This is a genomic window from Pseudomonas sp. 382 (assembly GCF_002759075.1).
Taxonomy (GTDB): domain Bacteria; phylum Pseudomonadota; class Gammaproteobacteria; order Pseudomonadales; family Pseudomonadaceae; genus Aquipseudomonas; species Aquipseudomonas vlassakiae.
Window position 1 is genome coordinate 1 of sequence record NZ_PEMX01000002.1, and the last position, 14,562, is coordinate 14,562.

The window sequence follows — 14,562 nt, forward strand, 5'->3', positions numbered from 1 at the left end:
AATGACTATGTGATTTCTCGCATGGCCACTTGTGATGCTGATAATCTTTGTGACTATCAGTCCGTACTCACAAGCACCCACACGAATTGCTTGATTCGATTTGTTAAAGAGCGTTTGGTTAAGAGCGTTTCGTCTCAACCGAGGCGCGCATTCTACGCCTTCCTCACAGCCTGTCAAGCGTTTATTTTGAAGTTTTTTGCGAGAAACTCGTTTAGCTTCAAACACTTGGCTCGCTGCGATCTCTCGTAGCGGGAGGCGAATAATACAGCGTTTAAAACCGCTGTCAACCTTCATCTCAACCGCCATCGATCATTCGACCGAAGCGCCTCCAACCTCACCCGAACTCCCTAACTCGTTGAATTTCAAGGAGTTTGTCGTTCCGATGTCGCTGGAAGTGGGGCGCATTATAAGGGGATTCGAAACCCCGTCAACCTTTAATTTCAAGAAACTTTAATATCGCTGAAAAGCAAAGCGGGGAGGCCTGACGGCCTCCCCGCTTCTATATAGCTACACCACCAGGCGATCACTCAGCCTTGAGGGTAACCCGGCCAAACGACTTCTTACCCGCCTGGCACACATGGGTCGCGCCGAGGGCAAACATGAAGTCCTTGTCGACCACCGCACCATCGACCTTTACCGCTCCACCACTGAGCAGGTCACGCGCTTGCGCCGAGTTCTTCACCAGGCCCGCACGGTTCAGCACGGCAGCGATTGGCAAGGCTTCAGCTGCAGCCACTTCAATCTCTGGCAGATCCTCAGGCAGCTCGCCTTCTTTCATGCGGTTACCCGCAGCGCGGTGAGCATTGGCCGCAGCCTCTTCACCATGGAAGCGCGCAACGATCTCTTCGGCCAGCTTGATCTTGATATCACGCGGATTCGCACCGTTGGCAACGTCGGCGCGGAACTGATCGATCTCTTCCATCGAGCGGAAGCTCAGCAGCTCGAAGTAACGCCACATCAGGGTGTCCGGGATCGACACCAGCTTGCTGTACATCACACCCGGCGCTTCCTGGATGCCAACATAGTTACCCAGCGACTTGGACATCTTCTTCACGCCATCAAGCCCTTCGAGCAATGGCATGGTCACGATGTTCTGTGCCTCCTGCCCATAGGAACGCTGCAACTCGCGCCCCATCAGCAGGTTGAACTTCTGGTCTGTACCACCCAGCTCCACATCTGCCTTCAGCGCCACCGAATCGTAGCCCTGCACCAGCGGGTAGAGGAACTCGTGGATCGCAATCGGCTGATTGGTGGTGTAACGCTTGTCGAAGTCGTCACGCTCGAGCATGCGCGCAACGGTGTACTGCGATGCCAGGCGAATGAAGTCGGCTGGCGTCAGCTTGTCCATCCAGGTGGAGTTGAACGCGACCTCGGTCTTTGCCGGATCGAGAATCTTGAACACTTGCTGCTTATAGGTCTCGGCGTTGTCCAGCACCTGCTCGCGGGTCAGCGGCGGACGGGTGGCGCTCTTGCCGCTCGGATCACCGATCATGCCAGTGAAGTCACCGATCAGGAAGATGACCTGATGCCCCAGCTCCTGGAACTGGCGCAGCTTGTTGATCAGCACCGTGTGCCCCAGGTGCAGGTCAGGCGCAGTCGGGTCGAAGCCTGCCTTGATACGCAGAGGCTGGCCACGCTTGAGCTTCTCGACCAGTTCCGACTCGACCAATACCTCTTCCGCACCGCGCTTGATAAGCGCCAGCTGCTCTTCAACCGACTTCATAGACAGACCCGCAAGGCTCAGATTCAAAGGGAGCCAACCATACAAGATCGGCCATCAATTACAAGTTTCGAAATGAAATGTGACCCGACCGACGCGTCACGGCGTCTACGCGCCCTTGCGCGAAAGCGGATTTGGTTATATTTTATACAGTTATTTCATCTTCATCATGTCATTCATCTTTTCCATATTCATTTTTCTTCAAAGTCACCTTATCTATGACCAACGAAACGCCTAAAGCGCCCCCGCTTTATCCGAAAAGCCATCTGTTGGCCGCCAGCGGCATCGCCGCCCTGCTCAGCCTGGCACTGCTGGTATTTCCCTCCAGCGAGGTCGAAGCCAAAAAGACCACCCTCAGCCTGGAGCTGGAAAGCCCGGCCGAGCAGTTGAAGGACGAAGCCAGCAGCACGCCGCTGGTCCAGGCTCAAGGCGATCAGGGCTCCCCCTTCGCACAGATCGACGGCGCCGAAACCAGCACCGGGCAGGCAGCACAAGAAGCGCCGGCCACCGAGAAAACGCCTGAGGCCAAGGAGCCAGGTCACCGCGAAGTGACCGTATCCCGTGGCGACACCCTGTCCACCCTGTTCGCCAAGGTAGGTCTACCGGCCAATGCCGTGCACGACCTGCTGGCCAGCAACAAGCAAGCCAAGCAGTTCAGTCAGCTGAAGCATGGCCAGGTGCTGCAGTTCGAACTCGACAAGGACGGCCAACTGGCCAGCCTGCACAGCAAGGTCAGCAACCTCGAAACCATCCGCTTGACCAAGACCGCAAAGGGCTACACCTTCGATCGCGAGATCAGCAAGCCGGTGGTCCGCACCGCTTACGCCCATGGCGTGATCAAAAGCTCGCTGTCGGCATCCGCCCAGCGCGCCGGACTTTCCCACAGCATGACCATGGACATGGCCAAGGTCTTGGGCTACGACATCGACTTCGCCCAGGATATCCGCCCGGGCGACGAGTTCGACGTGGTCTACGAGCAAAAGGTCATGGACGGCAAGGTGGTCGGCACCGGCAACATCCTGTCCGCACGCTTCACCAACCGCGGCAAGACCTACACCGCCGTGCGCTACACCAACAAGCAGGGCAACACCAGCTACTACACCGCTGACGGCAACAGCCTGCGCAAGGCTTTCATCCGCACCCCGGTCGACTTCGCCCGCATCAGCTCGCGCTTTTCCGCCGGTCGCAAGCACCCGATCCTGAACAAGATTCGCGCGCACAAGGGTGTGGACTATGCGGCCCCACGTGGCACGCCGATCAAGGCAGCCGGTGATGGCCGCATCGAACTGGCTGGCCGCCGCGGCGGTTACGGCAACACCGTGATCATTGCCCACGGCAACAGCTACAAAACTCTTTACGGTCACATGCAGGGCTTCGCCAAGGGCATCAAGACCGGCAGTAACGTGAAGCAGGGCCAGATCATTGGTTACATCGGTACTACCGGCCTGTCGACCGGCCCGCACCTGCACTACGAGTTTCAGGTAAACGGCGTGCATGTCGACCCGCTGAGCCAGAAGGTGCCGATGGCTGATCCGATCGCCAAGAACGAACGCCAGCGCTTCATGCAACAGAGCCAACCATTGATCGCCCGCATGGACCAGGAAAAGGCCACCATGCTCGCGGCCAACAAGCGCTGACCCATGGCGCTTTATCTGGGGGTGATGTCCGGTACCAGCCTTGATGGCCTGGATATCGCCCTGGTCGATCAGGGCGAGCAGCTTCAGTTGCTCGCCACTCATTACCTGCCCATGCCGACCGACCTGCGCCAGCAACTGCTCAGCCTCTGCAGCAGCGGCCCTGACGAGATTGCCCGCGCCGCGCTGGCAGAGAACTACTGGGCCAGCCTGGCAGGTGAAGGCATACGGCAGTTGCTCGACAAGCGAGGGCTGCCGGCCGAGGCCATCCGCGCCATCGGCAGCCATGGCCAGACCATCCGCCATGAGCCGGCTCGCGGCTTCACCGTACAGATCGGCAACCCGGCGCTGCTCGCCGAGCTTACCGGTATCAGCGTGGTCGCCGACTTTCGCCGCCGCGATGTTGCTGCAGGAGGCCAGGGCGCCCCGTTGGTGCCGGCCTTCCATGAAACCCTGTTTGGCCACCTCGGCCAACGCCTGGCGGTCCTCAATGTGGGTGGTTTCAGCAACCTGAGCCTGATCGAAGAGGCCAGGCCCGTGCATGGCTTCGACTGCGGGCCCGGCAACGTGCTGCTGGACGCCTGGATCGAGCGCAAGCGTGGTCAGGCTTATGACGCGGATGGCGCCTGGGCGGCCAGCGGCATCGTGCAGGGCGATCTGCTCAGCCGCCTGCTGAGTGACCCGTTCTTCGCCGGCACCGGTCCGAAGAGCACCGGCCGAGAAGTGTTCAACCTGCCATGGCTGGATGCCCACCTGGCGAGTCTACCGAGCTACCGTGAAGAAGATGTCCAGGCCACCCTGCTGGAGCTGACCGCGCGCGGCATCGTCGAATCGTTGCAAAACGCCCAGCATGGCACCGAAGCACTGCTGGTCTGCGGCGGCGGCGCTCGCAATGGCGCCCTGATGAATCGGCTTGCCGAACTGCTGCCCAAGGCCCGGGTAACCAGCACCGGTGCCCATGGCGTGGATCCGGACTGGGTCGAGGCCATGGCCTTTGCCTGGCTCGCCCACTGTTGCCTCGAGGGCATTGCCGCCAATCGCCCTAGTGTGACAGCGGCCAAGGGGTTACGCGTACTCGGCGCGATCTACCCCGCCTGACCCCTAGCCACAAAGCAAAACGCCGCGCAATAGCGCGGCGTTTTCGTACAGCCTTGGCTCAGATCGAGAACGAAGACCCGCAACCGCAGGTGGTCGCAGCATTCGGGTTCTTGATCACGAAGCGCGAACCTTCCAGGCCTTCCTGATAGTCCACTTCGGCACCGGCGAGATACTGGAAGCTCATTGGGTCGACCACCAGCGAAACGCCTTCACGCTCGACAATGGTGTCGTCTTCAGCCACGTCCTCATCGAAGGTGAAGCCGTACTGGAAGCCCGAGCAGCCGCCACCGGTGACGAACACGCGCAGCTTGAGGCGGTCATTGCCTTCTTCGGAAACCAGGTTCTTCACCTTTTGCGCGGCGCCGTGGGTGAATTCCAAAGCCGTAGGGGTGAAGGTTTCGACGCTCATGTTGATTCTCCCGGCGCGGTAGCCGCCATAAAACTCGATGACGCGCATTATCCGCTTCTCCGAGAAAATTGGTCAAGAATTGTGCGGCTTTAGTCGCGACAAACAAAAAGGCCCGCACTGGGCGGGCCTGTTCCATAAGCGAGCGCTTACGGCAGCAGGCCGGCATGGGAAAGGCCCATGCGCTCGTCCAGGCCGAACAGGATGTTGAGGTTCTGCACCGCCTGGCCCGAAGCTCCTTTGACCAGGTTGTCGATTACCGACAGCACCACCACCAGATCCCCCCCCTGCGGGCGATGAACGGCGATACGGCAGACGTTGGCTCCGCGCACGCTACGGGTTTCCGGGTGGCTGCCGGCCGGCATCACGTCGACGAACGGCTCGTCGGCGTAACGCTTTTCGAACAGCGCCTGCAGGTCGATCGACTTGTCGGCGACGGTCGCATACAGGGTGGCGTGGATGCCACGGATCATCGGAGTCAGGTGCGGCACGAAGGTCAGCCCGATGTCCCTGCCAGCGGCCAGGCGCAGGCCCTGGCTGATTTCAGGCAGGTGACGGTGGCCCTTGACCGCGTAGGCCTTCATGCTTTCGCCTGCCTCACAGAACAGCGACCCCACCGCTGCACCACGGCCAGCGCCGCTGACGCCCGACTTGCAGTCGGCAATGAGGCGCGAGGGGTCGGCCAGGCCAGCTTCGAGCAGAGGCAGGAAGCCCAACTGGGTAGCGGTCGGGTAGCAACCCGGCACGGCAATCAGGCGTGCCTGGCGGATTTTTTCACGGTTGACCTCAGGCAAGCCGTAGACGGCGTCCTTGAGCAGCTCTGGAGCGCCATGTGGCTGGCCATACCATTTGCCCCACTCGGCTGCATCCTGCAGGCGGAAGTCGGCGGACAGGTCGATCACCTTGGTCCCGGCCGCCAACAGTTCGCCAGCCAGGGCATGGGCGACCCCGTGCGGCGTGGCGAAGAACACCACGTCGCAGGCGGCCAAGGTTTTGCTGTCCGGCACGCTGAAAGCCAGGCCGTCATAGTGGCCGCGCAGGTTCGGATACATGTCGGCGACCGCCACGCCCGCTTCGGAGCGCGAAGTGATGACCGCCACTTCGGCCTGAGGATGCTGTGCCAGCAGACGCAACAGTTCGACGCCGGTGTAACCCGTGCCGCCGACGATACCGACCTTGATCATAACGCTTGCCCCTTATCAACGAGCCGTCTGGAAAGCGCACGATGATAGGGGGGCAAAGCGGCTGTAACAACTCTTGGGGTGCCCCTTCGAGCGCTTGGGCTCTACTATCTGACGACCGTGATTACCTGAAGGAACTCCCTCCATGCTTTACCTATGGATCAAAGCGCTGCATATCGTCAGCGTGGTCTGCTGGTTCGCCGGCCTGTTCTACCTGCCCAGGCTGTTCGTTTACCACGCCCAGAGTCAGGACAGCGTCAGCCAGGAACGCTTCGTTACCATGGAGCGCAAGCTGTACCACGGCATCATGAACCCGGCAATGATCGCCACTTACGTGTTTGGCGCCTGGATGCTCTACCTGACACCCGGATGGCTGAGCCAGGGCTGGCTGCATGCCAAGCTCACCCTGGTGATTCTGCTGACCGGCTACCATCACATCTGTGGCGCTCAGCGCAAGCGCTTCGCCGCTGGCAACAATACCCGCAGCCACGTCTACTACCGCTGGTTCAACGAGGTGCCCGTACTGTTCCTGCTGGGCATCGTGATTCTGGTGGTGGTCAAACCGTTCTGACATGACACGATGGAGCCTGATCCATGCCCCTGCCCGCTTCGCTTGAACAACGCCTGCGCTTGCCTGTGGTGGCAGCGCCGATGTTCCTGATTTCCAACCCCGAGCTGGTACTGGCCTGCTGTGGCAGTGGCGTGGTCGGCAGTTTCCCGGCGTTGAACCAACGTGACAGCACCGGTTTCAAGGCCTGGCTGGAAGAAATCGAGGCGGGATTGGATCAGTTGCAGGCGCCAGCACCCTATGCGGTGAACCTGATCGTCCACCCGACCAACCCGAGGTTACAGGCTGACCTCGCACTGTGCGTCGAGCACCGCGTACCCATTGTCATCACAAGCCTCGGCGCCGTGAAGGAAGTGGTGGATGCAGTGCACGGCTACGGCGGCCTGGTGTTCCACGACGTCACCACCCGCCGTCACGCCGAGAAAGCCGCCGAAGCTGGCGTCGACGGTCTGATCGCCGTTGCAGCCGGCGCCGGTGGCCATGCAGGTACCTGGAGCCCGTTCGCGCTGGCGGCCGAAATCCGCCAGTTCTTCGACAAGACCCTGCTGCTGGCCGGCTGCATCAACCACGGTCACGAGATTCTCGCTGCACAGTTGCTCGGTGCCGACCTGGCCTACATGGGCACGCGTTTCATTGCCACCCACGAAAGCCATGCCCAGGCAGCCTATAAGCAGATGCTCCTTGAGGCCCAAGCCGCAGACATCATCCACACGCCTGCCGTCTCCGGCATCCCGGCCAGCTTCCTGCGCCCCAGCCTTGAACAGGCCGGGTATGACATGGCGGCACTGAAATCCGGGCACGAGCAAGGCAAGCTCAAGCCGATCGACGATGAAGCCAAGGCCTGGAAGACCGTCTGGTCGGCCGGCCAGGGCGTCGGCGAAATCCATGACTTGCCTGCAGCCGCCACACTGATCGAGCGCCTGCACAACGAGTACCGCGCCGCCTTGGCGCGCTTCCAGGCGTTGCGCGACAAGGCCCTCTAGCAAAAGGCAACAACTCGCGCGGCCAGGCTGTACACTAGGCGCCCTCTTCAGCCCCCAGGAGCCTTGCATGACCCGTTACGCCATGATTACCGGAGCTTCCAGCGGCCTGGGCCTGGCCCTGGCGGAAGCACTGGCACGGCGCGGGCGCAACCTGATCCTGGTGGCACGCCATCGAGAAACGCTGGAGCCGATAGCGCTCGAACTGGCCCAGCGCTTCGGCGTCGAAGTGCTGCTACGCGCCTGTGACCTCAGCCAACCCCTGCGGCTGTCCGGTTTCGTGCTGGAACTGGAAGAAGGCGAGCGACGCATCGACCTGCTGGCCAACTGCGCCGGCCAGCGGACCTATGGCCCGTTCCTGGCCCACGAGTGGGCCGACGAACAGGACTTGCTGGAGGTCAACATCCTTGCCCTGAGCCGACTGTGCCACGCCATTGGCAACCTGATGGCGGTGCAAGGTGGCGGGCAGATCCTCAACGTCGCTGGGCTGGCCGCGGTGGCACCTGGGCCGGGCATGGCCACCTATGCCGCCAGCAAAGCCTATGTGATGCACTTCAGCGAAGCGCTGCGCGAAGAGCTCAAGCCTGCTGGCATCAAGGTATCGGTGCTTTGCCCCGGCCCGGTCCGCTCGTCGCGCCGGCGCATCCCCCGGCTTGAAGGCAACAGCCGTTGCCTGAGCCCTGAAGAAGTGGCGTTGTGCACGGTGCGCGCATTGGCGAAAAATCGCGCAGTGATCATGCCGGTACGCCGTGATCGCTGGCTGGCCTTCGCTCCGCGCCTGCTGCCGCGCTGGTTGACACGCAAGCTGGCCGGCTTCATCCATCGCCGTTACTGCCCGGTTGGCATGGAATAGCCACTGGGCGAGTGACGCCCGGCTGAGTACACTCGGCCCGACACTCACCATGGAGCAAGTGCTGTGGAAGATCTATTCATCAAGATCATCAACCGGGAGATCCCGGCGAAGATCATTTACGAGGACGACCAGGTTCTGGCGTTCCATGACATCGCGCCGCAGGCGCCGGTGCATTTTCTGGTCATCCCGAAGAAGCACATCCGCACCCTCAATGACCTGACCGAAGAGGACAAGGGCCTGGCCGGCCACATCCTGTTTACCGCCCAGCGCCTGGCCAAGGAACTGGGCTGCGAGGATGGCTTCCGCGTGGTCATGAACTGCAACGAGCAAGGCGGCCAGACCGTCTATCACATCCACATGCACGTGCTTGGCCAGCGCCAGATGCACTGGCCACCGGGCTGACCCAAGGCAAGCTCCTCCTGAGCGATTGAGGTAAACTGTCGGGCATCACTTCAGCGGAGGTGCCCGATGGCTACCGAACGTCACTACTCGCCGCTCGACCGCTTGTTGCTGCAGGCCGATACCGCCATGCGCACCTTGCTGCCCTTCAGCGGCCAACCCTCCCGCCCATCGCCGGCGATCATCCAGCCTGATGCGGAACTGGATGACAACCAGACCCGCCACATCGCCGGGCTGATGCGCATCAACCATACCGGCGAAGTCTGCGCCCAGGCCTTGTATCAGGGCCAGGCCCTGACCGCCAAGCTGCCGCAAGTGCGCAAGGCCATGGAACATGCTGCCGAAGAGGAAGTCGACCACCTGGCCTGGTGCGAACAACGTATCCGTCAGCTGGGCAGCCACCCGAGCGTGCTCAACCCACTGTTCTACGGCATGTCATTCGGCATTGGCGCTCTCGCCGGCCTGGTCAGCGACAAAGTCAGCCTGGGTTTCGTCGCCGCTACCGAGCATCAGGTCTGCAAACACCTGGACGAACACCTGGAACAGCTGCCGCAGGAAGACGAGAAATCCCGCGCCATTCTCCAACAGATGCGCGTGGATGAAGAGCAGCACGCCGAGTCTGCCCTTGAAGCTGGCGGCTACCGCTTCCCGATGCCGGTGCGTTTCGGCATGAGCCTGCTGGCCAAGGTCATGACCAAAAGTACCTACCGCATCTGACAAGGACACACGCATGAGGGACCGTATCGACGCCAAGGACCTGGCGCGCGCCGTGCAAGCCGGCATTCTGCAGCCTGGCCAAGACCAGGCCTTGCTGGCTTTCCTGCGCCAGCAAACGCCAGCCCAGGGCAATTTCCAGCTTGCCCATGTCGCCTTTTACTTCGGCGCGCTGCTGATCATGGGGGCAATGGGCTGGCTGCTCACCGAAGCCTGGATGACAATGGGTGACGGAGCCTTGCTGGCCATCGCCACGCTTTATGTCGTTCTCCTCACCTCGTTCGCCCTCAACCTGCAGGGGCGCAAGCAACCGGTGGCCGCCGGGGTACTGGCCGCCGTCGCGGTCAGTATCGTGCCGTTGGTCGTGTTCGCCATCGAGCGCCTGACGGGTTGGTGGCCACTGGATGATGCACAGGCGGACTATCACCAGTACTACACCTACGTGCAGGGTGGCTGGCTGCTGATGGAGGCCGCCACCGTGGTTGCCGGGCTGCTCATGCTGCGCCTGGTTCCCTACCCCTTCGTGGTGATGCCGATCGCCGTGGCCCTGTGGTTCATGTCGATGGACCTGAGCGAATGGGTGTACGGCTCGCCCTTCTCCTGGGAACAGCGGCGCACGGTGTCACTGTGGTTCGGGCTCGGCTTGCTTTTGGTATTCCTGATCGTCGATGGGCGTACCCGCGAGGACTATGCCCACTGGGGCTATCTGGCTGGCCTGGCGGCATTCTGGGGCGGGCTGACGATGATGGAAAGCGACAGTGAACTGGGCAAGGCTCTGTACTGCCTGATCAACCTGGCCTTGATGGGTGCCGCGGTGTTGTTGCGCCGGCCGGTGTTCATGGTGTTCGGTGCGCTGGGGGTAGCAGCTTATCTGGGTTATCTGTCTTACGACGTGTTTGCCGAATCGCTGCTGTTCCCGCTGGTGCTGAGCCTCATCGGGCTGGGGGTGATCGGCTTGGGGTTGGGGTATCAAAAGCGGCGGGAGCAGTTGAGCCGGGCGGTCAGAAGCAGTTTGCCGGCATGGTTGCTGAGGGCCTTCCCGGCCCTGCGTGACTGACTGCGGCTCGCCGGGGCCGCTGCTCGGCCCCGATCGTCGGACTCAGCCCAGCTCTACGATTTCATAGCCATGGGTGATTTCAACACCGGCACGTTCGAGCATGATCGACGCCGAGCAGTACTTCTCAGCCGACAGCTCCACCGCACGCTTGACCTGAGCCTCTTTCAGCCCTCGCCCTTTGACCACGAAGTTCATGTGGATCTTGGTGAACACCTTCGGGTCTTCACTGGCACGCTCGGCTTCCAGGAACGCTTCGCAGCTTTCCACCGCCTGGCGCGACTTCTTCAGGATGCTCACCACGTCGAAGCTGCTGCAGCCTCCAAGGCCGAGCAGGAGCATTTCCATCGGGCGCACGCCCAGGTTGCGGCCGCCCGCCTCGGGCGGGCCGTCCATCACCACCACGTGGCCGCTCCCCGACTCACCGAGGAACATCGCTTCACCGGCCCACTGGATGCGTGCCTTCATCTGTCCGTACTCCTGGATTCGCAAAAGGGTGTCAGCTTAAGCCTTGTATGCCTGTCGGAAAAGCTCAATGCGAGTCGCTTTAGTGGCAAAACTTCAAGCGCTGTCTGATAAGCTGGCGCCAATTGACTGGCGCGTCGCGTCAGACAAGGTCTAGAAGAGCCTATGCCTCGCCTCGAACAGGATTTCGTGATGGTTGCCTCAGCCCTACCCGCCAAGATCAAGAACATCGACAAACTGCTGGTTCATTGCCAGCGCCGCCGCTACACCGCCAAAAGCAATATCATCTGCGCAGGCGACCGTGCCGAAACGCTGTCGTTCATCATCAAGGGCTCGGTCACCATCCTGATCGAAGACGACGAAGGTCACGAGATGATCATCGCCTACCTCAACAATGGCGACTTCTTTGGCGAGCTGGGGCTATTCGAACCGGCAGGCGGCGAGCAACAGCGCAGCGCCTGGGTACGTGCCAAGACCGAGTGCGAAGTGGCAGAGATCAGCTACGACAAGTTCCGCGAACTGGCCCGCCAGGACCCGGAGATTCTCTACGCCCTGGGTAGCCAGATGGCCCAGCGCCTGCGCAACACCACGCGCAAGGTCGGCGACCTGGCCTTCTTCGACGTTACCGGCCGCGTGGCCCGTTGCCTGCTCGACCTGTGCAAGCAACCGGATGCCATGACCCACCCGGACGGCATGCAGATCAAGATCACCCGACAGGAAATCGGCCGCATCGTCGGTTGCTCGCGGGAAATGGTCGGCCGCGTCCTCAAAGACCTCGAAGAACGCAGCCTGGTACAGGTCAAGGGCAAGACCATGGTGGTCTACGGCACTCGTTAATCCTTGGGCAGCGCCGCCAGCACGTCGCGGTAGGCCAGGGACAGGCGCTCGAACCAGGGCGCCTCAGGCGCCACTTCGTGCAGGGCGATATGGCTGTCGGCGCGGCAGCGTTGCTCCAGGTCGCAGCACTCATTGAAGCGGTTGACCGCCGCGACCATCGACTCGCGCTCGTTGTCCAGCAGCAGCGCGCCATGCACCAGCACCACCGGGCGTTTGCCACCCAGGCCCTGGCGCCAGCGCTGGGCCGTACCGACCAGTTTGCGGCCATTGAGGTTGACGTTGTAACGACCATCGCAGAAGGCACCATCGATTTCACCCACCGAAGCGACGCCGCCCCACTCGCGCAGCACATCGCACAATGGCAGGCACAGGCGTTCGTAGGCGCTTTCGATTCGGCCATGATCGCCTTCGCTACGCGGGGCCACGTAGACCAGTGCAACGTTCACCGTCGCGTGCGACTGCGGCACCGGCTCACCACCGGTTTCACGCAGCAGGACCGGCCAGCCGGCAATTGCCAGCTCCGAGCAGGCGGCTTCGAAGTTGTCCAGGCGGCTCATGCGGCGTGGCATGACCAGGGCGTGATCGGTGGGGCGCCAGAACAGCACGCCGCAATCGCGCTCGCCACGGCAGACGGCAGCGAGTAGCTCCTGCTCGGCATGCAGGCCCTGCTCGACGGTTAGGGCCAGGGGTTGATCGGTCATTGATCCACCTTTCATATTGTTTTTGCGGGCATGAAAAAGCCGGCATCAAGCCGGCTTTGTTTCGATCAGTCCAGAGGCTGAACAGTCTTCTTCACCTGATCCGGGAAGAACAACCGCTGCAGCTCCAGCCCCGGATGCGGTGCGCGCATGAACGCCTCACCGACCAGGAACGAGTAGACCTCGTTGATCTCCATCAGCTCGACATCGGCACGGTTGAGAATTCCGCTCTCGGTAATCGCCAGACGCTCTCGTGGAATGCGTGGCAGCAGGTCGAGGGTGGTTTCCAGGCTGACTTCGAAGGTGTGCAGGTTACGGTTGTTCACCCCCACCAGCGGCGTATCGAGGGTCTTCAGCGCACGCTCCAGCTCATCGCCATCATGCACCTCGACCAGCACGTCGAGGCCGACATCCTTGGCCACCGAAGCCAGCTCCGCCATCTTCACATCATCCAGCGCCGACACGATCAACAGCACGCAGTCGGCACCCAGGGCACGGGCCTCGAAGATCTGGTACGGGTCGACCATGAAGTCCTTGCGGATCACCGGCAGCGAAACAGCCGCGCGGGCCTGCTGCAGGTACTCGTCTGCGCCCTGGAAGTAATCCACATCGGTCAGCACCGACAGGCAGGTCGCCCCGCCTTTCTCGTAGCTGACGGCGATGTCCGCCGGCACGAAGTTCTCGCGGATCACGCCTTTGCTTGGCGAAGCCTTCTTGATTTCGGCGATTACCGCCGGCTGCTTGCGCTTGGCCTGCTCGATCAGCGCATTGGCAAAGCCACGCGGGGCATCCGCTGCCTTGGCCAGGCGCTCCAGTTCGGCAAGGCTGACGCGCGCGCTGCGCTCGGCCACTTCCTGGAACTTGCGGGCGATGATTTTTTCCAGCACCGTCGGCACACTCATGCTTCGTTCTCCACCTTGAATACTGCAGTAAAGGCGCCCAGTTCCTGCAGTTTCTCCCAGGCCAGCCCGGTGTGCAGTACGTCGTGGGCCAGTTCCACGCCAGCCTTCAGGCTCATGGCATGGTCAGCGGCATACAGTGCCGCGCCAGCATTGAGCACGATCATTTCGGCGGCCTTCTGGCCGTTTTCGGTCTTGCGCCGGCCCAGGGCATCGCGGATCAGCTCCAGCGAGGCCTGCGGCGTCTCGACAGCCAAGCCATGCAGGCTCTGGCTCTTCATGCCTAGGTCTTCGGGTTCGACCCAATACTCTGTGATCTCGTCATTCTTCAGCTCGGCGACGAAGGTTGGCGCAGCCAGGCTGAACTCGTCCAGGCCATCCTTCGAGTGCACCACCAGCACATGCTTGCTGCCCAGCCGCTGCAGGACCTCGGCCAACGGGCGGCATAGCGCCTGGGTGAACACACCGACCACCTGGTGCTTCACACCGGCCGGATTCGTAAGCGGGCCGAGCATGTTGAACAGGGTACGCAGCCCCAGATCGCGACGCGGGCCAGCGGCATGTTTCATGGCACTGTGATGGCTCTGGGCGAACATGAAACCGATGCCCAAGCTGTCAATGCAGCGAGCGACCTGGGTCGGAGTCAGGTTCAGGTAGATACCGGCGGCTTCCAGCAGGTCGGCGCTGCCGCTCTTGCCCGACACGGCACGGTTGCCATGCTTGGCCACGCTGCAGCCGGCAGCGGCGAGGACAAACGCGGACGCGGTGGAAACGTTGAAGATGTTGGCGCCATCACCGCCGGTACCGACGATATCCACCACGCCATCGAGGCTTTTCAGTTCGACTTTGTCAGCCAGCTCGCGCATCACCGAGACCGCACCGACGATCTCGTCAATGCTCTCGCTCTTCATGCGCATGCCCATCAGGAAGGCGCCGATCTGCGCCTCGCTGCATTGGCCGGTCATGATCTGGCGCATGACGTCACGCATTTCATCGGTGCTGAGGTCCAGGTGACCGACGATGCGGCCCAACGCGCTCTTGATATCCATGATCAAT

The 14,562-nt window shown here is 61.8% G+C and carries 17 protein-coding genes; 9 read left to right on the top strand and 8 right to left on the bottom strand.

All coding sequences use genetic code 11. The annotated features are described in order from the left end of the window. Positions 1-294 (bottom strand): hypothetical protein (locus tag CQW31_RS31425; protein WP_218254714.1); only part of this gene is annotated, 294 nt, incomplete at its 3' end. 229 nt (positions 295-523) lie between these two features. Beyond that, positions 524-1,723 (bottom strand): tyrosine--tRNA ligase, encoded by a 1,200-nt coding sequence (gene tyrS, locus CQW31_RS02980; protein WP_054885187.1) that lies wholly within the window; start codon positions 1,721-1,723, stop codon positions 524-526. A 215-nt stretch (positions 1,724-1,938) separates the two neighbouring features. Here tyrS and CQW31_RS02985 point away from each other — a divergent pair, with 215 nt between their 5' ends. Together CQW31_RS02985 and CQW31_RS02990 are read left to right on the top strand one after the other, a co-directional pair. Further along, a complete protein-coding gene (locus CQW31_RS02985; protein ID WP_054885188.1) occupies positions 1,939-3,357 on the top strand; it encodes a peptidoglycan DD-metalloendopeptidase family protein in 1,419 nt (472 codons plus the stop codon). Positions 3,358-3,360: 3 nt separating this feature from the next. After that, entirely contained in the window at positions 3,361-4,452 is a 1,092-nt protein-coding gene (locus tag CQW31_RS02990; RefSeq protein ID WP_099813711.1) for an anhydro-N-acetylmuramic acid kinase, read from the top strand. A gap of 58 nt (positions 4,453-4,510) precedes the next feature. On the opposite strand, the gene erpA is transcribed toward CQW31_RS02990, so the two are convergent. Next, on the bottom strand, positions 4,511-4,861 hold the full coding sequence (gene erpA / locus CQW31_RS02995; protein ID WP_015268740.1) for an iron-sulfur cluster insertion protein ErpA: 351 nt from the start codon (positions 4,859-4,861) through the stop codon (positions 4,511-4,513). Between the two features lie 146 nt (positions 4,862-5,007). Then, positions 5,008-6,042: an N-acetyl-gamma-glutamyl-phosphate reductase gene (argC, locus tag CQW31_RS03000; RefSeq protein WP_099813712.1), complete on the bottom strand. Its 1,035-nt coding sequence runs from the start codon at positions 6,040-6,042 to the stop codon at positions 5,008-5,010. 142 nt (positions 6,043-6,184) lie between these two features. Between argC and hemJ the strand changes: the two genes are divergently transcribed. The 6 genes from hemJ to CQW31_RS03030 all read left to right on the top strand — a co-directional run bounded on the left by hemJ (position 6,185) and on the right by CQW31_RS03030 (position 10,610). Further along, positions 6,185-6,610: a protoporphyrinogen oxidase HemJ gene (gene hemJ / locus CQW31_RS03005; RefSeq protein WP_099813713.1), complete on the top strand. Its 426-nt coding sequence runs from the start codon at positions 6,185-6,187 to the stop codon at positions 6,608-6,610. Positions 6,611-6,633: 23 nt separating this feature from the next. Next, positions 6,634-7,590: a nitronate monooxygenase family protein gene (locus CQW31_RS03010; protein ID WP_099813714.1), complete on the top strand. Its 957-nt coding sequence runs from the start codon at positions 6,634-6,636 to the stop codon at positions 7,588-7,590. 67 nt (positions 7,591-7,657) lie between these two features. Next, positions 7,658-8,440: an SDR family oxidoreductase gene (locus CQW31_RS03015; RefSeq protein ID WP_099813715.1), complete on the top strand. Its 783-nt coding sequence runs from the start codon at positions 7,658-7,660 to the stop codon at positions 8,438-8,440. Positions 8,441-8,503: 63 nt separating this feature from the next. Further along, positions 8,504-8,842, top strand: coding sequence for a histidine triad nucleotide-binding protein (locus CQW31_RS03020; protein ID WP_054885194.1), 339 nt, complete (start codon positions 8,504-8,506; stop codon positions 8,840-8,842). Between the two features lie 66 nt (positions 8,843-8,908). Next, a complete protein-coding gene (gene coq7 / locus CQW31_RS03025; protein ID WP_054885195.1) occupies positions 8,909-9,556 on the top strand; it encodes a 2-polyprenyl-3-methyl-6-methoxy-1,4-benzoquinone monooxygenase in 648 nt (215 codons plus the stop codon). A gap of 13 nt (positions 9,557-9,569) precedes the next feature. Beyond that, on the top strand, positions 9,570-10,610 hold the full coding sequence (locus CQW31_RS03030) for a DUF2157 domain-containing protein (RefSeq protein ID WP_099813716.1): 1,041 nt from the start codon (positions 9,570-9,572) through the stop codon (positions 10,608-10,610). A gap of 42 nt (positions 10,611-10,652) precedes the next feature. On the opposite strand, the gene CQW31_RS03035 is transcribed toward CQW31_RS03030, so the two are convergent. Further along, on the bottom strand, positions 10,653-11,075 hold the full coding sequence (locus tag CQW31_RS03035; RefSeq protein WP_004376171.1) for an OsmC family protein: 423 nt from the start codon (positions 11,073-11,075) through the stop codon (positions 10,653-10,655). 189 nt (positions 11,076-11,264) lie between these two features. Between CQW31_RS03035 and crp the strand changes: the two genes are divergently transcribed. After that, positions 11,265-11,909 carry a cAMP-activated global transcriptional regulator CRP gene (gene crp / locus CQW31_RS03040; RefSeq protein WP_054885258.1) on the top strand — a complete coding sequence of 215 codons (645 nt, stop codon included), beginning with the start codon at positions 11,265-11,267 and terminating at the stop codon, positions 11,907-11,909. Here the strand turns inward: crp and CQW31_RS03045 are convergent. From CQW31_RS03045 to trpD, 3 genes are all read right to left on the bottom strand, one after another. Further along, on the bottom strand, positions 11,906-12,610 hold the full coding sequence (locus CQW31_RS03045) for a lipoate--protein ligase family protein (protein ID WP_054885198.1): 705 nt from the start codon (positions 12,608-12,610) through the stop codon (positions 11,906-11,908). The two genes, crp and CQW31_RS03045, sit on opposite strands and share 4 nt — an antisense overlap. Positions 12,611-12,675: 65 nt before the next feature. Beyond that, positions 12,676-13,509, bottom strand: a complete 834-nt coding sequence (gene trpC, locus CQW31_RS03050; protein ID WP_054885199.1) for an indole-3-glycerol phosphate synthase TrpC — start codon at positions 13,507-13,509, stop codon at positions 12,676-12,678. Further along, complete coding sequence (trpD, locus tag CQW31_RS03055; RefSeq protein ID WP_054885200.1) at positions 13,506-14,555, bottom strand: anthranilate phosphoribosyltransferase; 1,050 nt, start codon at positions 14,553-14,555, stop codon at positions 13,506-13,508. The genes trpC and trpD overlap by 4 nt, the downstream gene beginning before the upstream one ends. Between the last annotated feature and the right edge of the window lie 7 nt (positions 14,556-14,562).

Excerpts from the sequence above, each read along its gene's own strand:
- tyrS (WP_054885187.1), bottom strand. The coding sequence starts at position 1,723 with ATGAAGTCGGTTGAAGAGCAGCTGGCGCTTATCAAGCGCGGTGCGGAA.
- CQW31_RS02985 (WP_054885188.1), top strand. The coding sequence starts at position 1,939 with ATGACCAACGAAACGCCTAAAGCGCCCCCGCTTTATCCGAAAAGCCAT.
- CQW31_RS02990 (WP_099813711.1), top strand. The coding sequence starts at position 3,361 with ATGGCGCTTTATCTGGGGGTGATGTCCGGTACCAGCCTTGATGGCCTG.
- erpA (WP_015268740.1), bottom strand. The coding sequence starts at position 4,861 with ATGAGCGTCGAAACCTTCACCCCTACGGCTTTGGAATTCACCCACGGC.
- argC (WP_099813712.1), bottom strand. The coding sequence starts at position 6,042 with ATGATCAAGGTCGGTATCGTCGGCGGCACGGGTTACACCGGCGTCGAA.
- hemJ (WP_099813713.1), top strand. The coding sequence starts at position 6,185 with ATGCTTTACCTATGGATCAAAGCGCTGCATATCGTCAGCGTGGTCTGC.
- CQW31_RS03010 (WP_099813714.1), top strand. The coding sequence starts at position 6,634 with ATGCCCCTGCCCGCTTCGCTTGAACAACGCCTGCGCTTGCCTGTGGTG.
- CQW31_RS03015 (WP_099813715.1), top strand. The coding sequence starts at position 7,658 with ATGACCCGTTACGCCATGATTACCGGAGCTTCCAGCGGCCTGGGCCTG.
- coq7 (WP_054885195.1), top strand. The coding sequence starts at position 8,909 with ATGGCTACCGAACGTCACTACTCGCCGCTCGACCGCTTGTTGCTGCAG.
- CQW31_RS03030 (WP_099813716.1), top strand. The coding sequence starts at position 9,570 with ATGAGGGACCGTATCGACGCCAAGGACCTGGCGCGCGCCGTGCAAGCC.
- CQW31_RS03035 (WP_004376171.1), bottom strand. The coding sequence starts at position 11,075 with ATGAAGGCACGCATCCAGTGGGCCGGTGAAGCGATGTTCCTCGGTGAG.
- crp (WP_054885258.1), top strand. The coding sequence starts at position 11,265 with ATGGTTGCCTCAGCCCTACCCGCCAAGATCAAGAACATCGACAAACTG.
- CQW31_RS03045 (WP_054885198.1), bottom strand. The coding sequence starts at position 12,610 with ATGACCGATCAACCCCTGGCCCTAACCGTCGAGCAGGGCCTGCATGCC.
- trpC (WP_054885199.1), bottom strand. The coding sequence starts at position 13,509 with ATGAGTGTGCCGACGGTGCTGGAAAAAATCATCGCCCGCAAGTTCCAG.
- trpD (WP_054885200.1), bottom strand. The coding sequence starts at position 14,555 with ATGGATATCAAGAGCGCGTTGGGCCGCATCGTCGGTCACCTGGACCTC.